Annotated in this window: 8 protein-coding genes and 1 pseudogene; 7 read left to right on the top strand and 2 right to left on the bottom strand. The window is 67.4% G+C overall.

Translation table 11 applies throughout. The features are described 5' to 3' along the window. Positions 1-242 (top strand): hypothetical protein (locus CSW58_RS14170; RefSeq protein WP_161494616.1); only part of this gene is annotated, 242 nt, incomplete at its 5' end. Next, entirely contained in the window at positions 196-1,437 is a 1,242-nt protein-coding gene (locus tag CSW58_RS12405; protein ID WP_099447492.1) for a serine hydrolase, read from the top strand. The genes CSW58_RS14170 and CSW58_RS12405, both read left to right, overlap by 47 nt. A 30-nt stretch (positions 1,438-1,467) precedes the next feature. Here CSW58_RS12405 and CSW58_RS12400 read toward each other — a convergent pair whose 3' ends face one another. Both CSW58_RS12400 and CSW58_RS14165 read right to left on the bottom strand, forming a co-directional pair. Beyond that, positions 1,468-2,016, bottom strand: coding sequence for an SOS response-associated peptidase family protein (locus tag CSW58_RS12400; RefSeq protein ID WP_099447491.1), 549 nt, complete (start codon positions 2,014-2,016; stop codon positions 1,468-1,470). Positions 2,017-2,018: 2 nt separating this feature from the next. Next, positions 2,019-2,201 (bottom strand): hypothetical protein, encoded by a 183-nt coding sequence (locus CSW58_RS14165; RefSeq protein ID WP_099447490.1) that lies wholly within the window; start codon positions 2,199-2,201, stop codon positions 2,019-2,021. Positions 2,202-2,761: 560 nt separating this feature from the next. On the opposite strand from CSW58_RS14165, the gene CSW58_RS12385 reads away from it, so the two are divergent. From CSW58_RS12385 to CSW58_RS12365, 5 genes and pseudogenes are all read left to right on the top strand, one after another. Next, positions 2,762-3,118 carry an arsenate reductase gene (locus CSW58_RS12385; protein WP_099447488.1) on the top strand — a complete coding sequence of 119 codons (357 nt, stop codon included), beginning with the start codon at positions 2,762-2,764 and terminating at the stop codon, positions 3,116-3,118. Positions 3,119-3,249: 131 nt separating this feature from the next. Beyond that, entirely contained in the window at positions 3,250-3,912 is a 663-nt protein-coding gene (locus tag CSW58_RS12380) for an HAD-IA family hydrolase (RefSeq protein WP_099447487.1), read from the top strand. 46 nt (positions 3,913-3,958) lie between these two features. Then, positions 3,959-4,147, top strand: coding sequence for a hypothetical protein (locus tag CSW58_RS12375; RefSeq protein WP_099447486.1), 189 nt, complete (start codon positions 3,959-3,961; stop codon positions 4,145-4,147). Between the two features lie 92 nt (positions 4,148-4,239). Continuing rightward, positions 4,240-4,653: a hypothetical protein gene (locus CSW58_RS12370; RefSeq protein ID WP_099447485.1), complete on the top strand. Its 414-nt coding sequence runs from the start codon at positions 4,240-4,242 to the stop codon at positions 4,651-4,653. Then, a pseudogene (locus CSW58_RS12365) lies at positions 4,653-4,770 on the top strand (RNA polymerase sigma factor); the annotation flags it as partial. The gene CSW58_RS12370 and the pseudogene CSW58_RS12365, both read left to right, overlap by 1 nt.

The following is a 4,770-nucleotide window of genomic DNA, read 5'->3' as shown; positions in this document are numbered from 1 at the left end:
CGGCCGAGCCTGACGCCGTCCTGCTCAAGGACATCGACCGCGTCGTCGAGCAGTGGCGGCTGGATTCCCGCGTGCCGGGCCTGGTCTATGGCGTCGTCAAGGACGGTCGGCTGATCGTGGTCAAGGGGCAGGGCGTGCAGGACACGCTCGCCCAAGCGGCCCGTCAACGCAGACTCGCTGTTTCGCATCGCCTCGATGAGCAAGGCGTTCACGGCCCTGGCGATCCTCAAGCTGCGCGATGAGGGCAAGCTGTCCCTGGACGCCCCGGCCGAGACCTATGTGCCCGAAATGCGGGGCTGGACCTATCCCAGCCGCGACAGCCGCAAGATCCGGTTCGCGATCTGCTCAATCACACTGCGGGATTCGTCACCGACGACCCGTGGGGCGATCGTCAGCAGCCACTGTCCGAGGCGGCGTTCACCCGCCATGCTGAAAGCCGGCGTACCCTTCGCGCGCCCGCCCGGCATGGCGATGGAATATTCCAATTTCGGCTATGCCACGCTGGGTCGCATCGTCAGCAATGTGTCGGGCAAGCCCTATCAGGACTATGTGCGCGACAATATCCTGACCCCGCTGGGCATGGCCTCGACCGGCTATGACATCGCCAAGTCCCCGATCGAGCGGCGCGCGCTCGGCTATCGCTGGCAGGACAATGGCTGGGTCCGCGAGCCGGACATGGCCGACGGCGTGTTCGGGGCGATGGGCGGCGTTCAGACCAGCGCCACTGACTATGCCCGCTGGGTGGGCTTTCTGTTGTCGGCCTGGCCGGCCCGCGACGAGGCTGAGACGGGCCCCGTTGCGCGGGCCACCGTTCGCGAGATCGTCGAAGGCTCGAACTTTCCGCGTGGCGCGGCCCGGTCCCTGGCCGTCGGCGGCGCGCCCTGCCGGACGGCCGTGGCCTATGGCATGGGCTGGCGCGTGCAGGATGACTGCGACCTGGGGCGGGTGCTCACCCATGGCGGCGGCTATCCGGGCTATGGCTCCAATGTCGTGCTGCTGCCGGACAAGGGGGTCGGGGTCTTCGTGTTGACCAACCGGACCTATTCCGGCCCCTCGGCCCTGACCCTGAAAACCGCCCTGATGCTCCAGGGCGCCGGCGCCGGGGCCGATCGGGTCACGCCGCTCAGCGCCGGTGTCGCCCGGGGCTATGGCCTCGCCCAGTCGATCTGGGCGGCCGGCGGGGTGTCGAACGCCAAGCCCGACCTGGCGATGAATTTTCTGCTGGATCGCGACGAGGCTCACTGGGCCAGCGAGCTCGCGCGCTTGAAGGCCGAGGTCGGGGCCTGTCCGGCGCAGGAGCCGGTCACCGCCGCCTCCGCCCTGCAGGGCAGCTTCACCTGGACGTGCGAGCACGGCCGGATCGCCGGGGGATTCCTCCTCGCGCCGACCAGGGCCGTCTCGCTGCAAAGCCTGACCTTCGAGGCCATCAAGCCCTGATCAGGGGTCGCTAGCGGGCCTTGATGACTGTCAGGGCCCGGCGGGCAAGGGGGCGAAGAGGTCCGCGGACGGAACGCTCAGGTCCAGCCAGTTCAGTCCCTGGGCGCGGGGCAGGACGACCACCTGCCGATCATGATACGGCGCAACGTCTGGTCCGGGTTGGGTGGTCAGCATCGCGAACGCGCCGTCGCGCATGACCCCGGCGATCCAGAACCAGGGCTCGCCGGTCAGGGCAAAGCACCATTTGTCCTTCAGCCTCTGACCCGGATCGGCGGGCTTGGTGAATTCATAGAAGCCGTCAGCCGGGATCAGCACCCGGTCACTGCGGGCGAAGTCGCGGCCTTCCGACACGAAGTTGAAGACGGGCTTGCCATGCGGTCCTTTCCAGGACCAGCGTGTCATCGCCATCAGGGCCTGATCACCCACCCGCCGGACCACGGGCGCGAGATCCGTGATCCGGATGTCGTCGCGGGGCTCAAGGTTGGAGGCCTGGCCGTCGGCCCAGAGCGTCGGAATGATCTGGCTGAAGTCATCGAACAGGGCCGAGACGGGCGTCTGCAATTTGTAGGCGTTGCACATGATCAACCCCTTCGCGCCGCGCTTCTGGCCTGACGATAGCCATGGGAGGCCGGATCCGGCCAAAGGATATCCACCGTCCAGCGCATCTTGCCGCAGGTCTTGCAGGGCTTGTCGGCGAGGGCGGCCAGTTCGCTGCTGAGCGTGGCTGGGCCATCGCGTTCCCGCGCCGTCAGGCGGCGGATCATCGCCGCCGGGCTGGTGGCCTGGACCAGGCCGCAGCCTTCGCAACGAACCTCAGGGAGACGCCCGAGTGGCTAGCTAACGCCCTCAGCGGCAGGCCCTGGGCGCGCGGATCTTCCAGGAAGTCCAGTCCGCAGGTGTCCAGTCTCTGGCAGCGCAATAGGCGCTTGACGATGGTCATGCTCAAGCCGCCGAACCCCTGCCGGGTCATCGCCTCGTAGTCGACATGGCAGCTGCGTCGGCAGTCGCGGGTGCGACATAGGCCCCGGACATCCTGACCCTTGCCGCATAGCCTGACACCGTCGCGTCAGGTTCGAGCACCCCATGGGCGACGAGCCAGCCGGGAGGGGGCGACGGCTCAGCCACGTCGGCCAAAGGGGCGACCCGGGCGGGCCTGCGACAGGGGCGGAAGGGCGCCGGCGAACGACATCATGACCTCTATTGTTCCTGAAATGTTCTGGTTCAGGGGTGTCGGACTGTCAATGGCGACTGGTCGCCGCAGGGCCGGCGAGGCAAGGTCGCGGCTTCAGATTCGGCGCCGCACGGCGCTACCGGAGAGCGCTGCGTGACCCCGACCCTCTATGGCATCAAGGCCTGCGACACGATGAAGAAGGCGCGCGTCTGGCTGGAAACGGCCGGCGTGGTCCATGACTTTCACGACTACAAGCTGCGCGGAATCGACCGCGCCCGCCTGGAGGCCTGGGTCCAGGAGCTCGGCTGGGAAACCGTCCTGAACCGGTCGGGCACGACCTTTCGCAAGTTGCCCGAGGCGGAACGTCAGGGCGTCGACGCCGGCCGCGCCGTCGACCTGATGCTGGCCCAGCCGTCGATGATCAAGCGCCCGATCCTGGACCTGGGCGAGCGGCGGATCGCCGGCTTTCGTCCCGAGGTCTACGCGGCGGCCCTCGCCACAGGAGGCTGATCCGACGCCCCGGCCTTGCGGGACTCGCGGCCATGACGCAAAAACGCGAGAGGGTTTCGGGGCCTCCGCCGTTCCATCTAGCGGGATCGACCGTCGGCCTGCCTTGTTCGAGCATCCCGAAATGAGCGGCAATGACACTCCCGACCTATGATCTGGCGATCTTTGATTTCGACGGTACCCTGGCCGACAGCGGCGGCGTCGTGCTCACCCTGGTCAATCCGATGGCGGAGCGGTTCGGGTTCCGAACCGTGACCGACGACGAGATCGCCGTCCTGCGAGGCCAGCCCAATCGCGAGGTCATTCGCTATCTGGGCATTCCGTTCTGGAAGTTGCCGTTGATCGCCCGCGAGGGACGCAAGCGGATCGGGGCCCAGGTCTCGCTGATCCCGTTGTTTCCGGGCGTGGCCGACATGTTGTGGACCCTGTCGGCCGCCGGCCTTCGACTGGCGGTCGTCAGCTCCAACAGCGAGACAACCATCCGCCGGGTCTTGGGCGAAGAGTTGGCGGGGCTGATCGAGTTCTACGGCTGCGGCACGTCGTTTTTCGGCAAGACCCGCAAGTTCCGCAAGGTGGCGCGCCTGGCCCGCGTGGCCCCGTCCCGGGTGATCGCCATCGGCGACGAGACGCGCGACATCGAGGCGGCCAAGGCCGCGGGCATGGCCAGCGGCGCGGTGTCCTGGGGCTATGCGACGCCACAGATCCTGAGCCGCTGCGCGCCGACGGCGATGTATCAGACGCGCGACGAGATTATTTTCGACCTGACCGCATCCACGCGGCGGCGCGGCGGCGACTAACCTTCAGAAGACGGCGCGAAGGCTCGCGCTCTCGGGGGGCTAATCGATGGAAGACCTGTTTCATGGGTTCTGGTGGCTGCTGTTCCCGCTCGGTTTCGCCCTGATCGGCGCCTGGCGCGGCTGGCTGCAGTATCGGGCGCGCCGCGACGCGATGGACCTGCTGTCGACCTATGCCAGCAACGGCTGGGAACCGCCGCCCGAACTGCTGGCCAGGCTGCGCGATACCGCCAACTGATCCTTTTCAAGATCACCGCAGCCGAACGCCAACGCGTCGGCGACGGTCAATCATGAGCGCCCAGAGCGCGTGGCCCAGGGAGGGCAATTTCGATGGAAGACCTGTTTCGATCCTACTGGTGGCTGCTCTTTCCGCTGAGCTGGTTCGTGATCGGCGGCTGGCGGAGCTGGCTGCAATATCGTTCGAACCGCGACACCCTGGATCTGATCAAGTCTTACGCCCAGAGCGGCCGCGAGCCGCCTCCGGAGTTGCTGGCCCGGCTGAACCAGCGTGACGCCTACGGCGATGACGACGATCGCCCGCGCCGTCGCTATCGGGGCTACAACCGCCATGGAGGCTGGTATCAGGTGGTGCTGTTCGGCGTGCTCTGCATGGGCTTTACCTATGCGGCGGCCACAGACCTCTATGAGGCTGGTCCGGCCTTCGTGATCGTCGCCTTCGTGATGGGCGCGCTGAGCCTCGCCACGCTGGTCTCGACCCTGGTTGGCCAAGGACCCAAGGTCTGATGGAGGCGCCGCTCGTTCGGGCGGCGCGATCGGGGTCGCAGGCGGCGTTTGGACGGCTCGTGGCCCTTCACGAGCGGCCCTTGCGCGGCTTCCTGCGCAAGAGTGGCTGGATCGACG

This window comes from Caulobacter sp. B11 (assembly GCF_002737765.1).
GTDB lineage: Bacteria > Pseudomonadota > Alphaproteobacteria > Caulobacterales > Caulobacteraceae > Caulobacter.
Note: the sequence above shows the minus strand (reverse complement) of the source record. Positions and strands in the feature narration are given on the sequence as shown.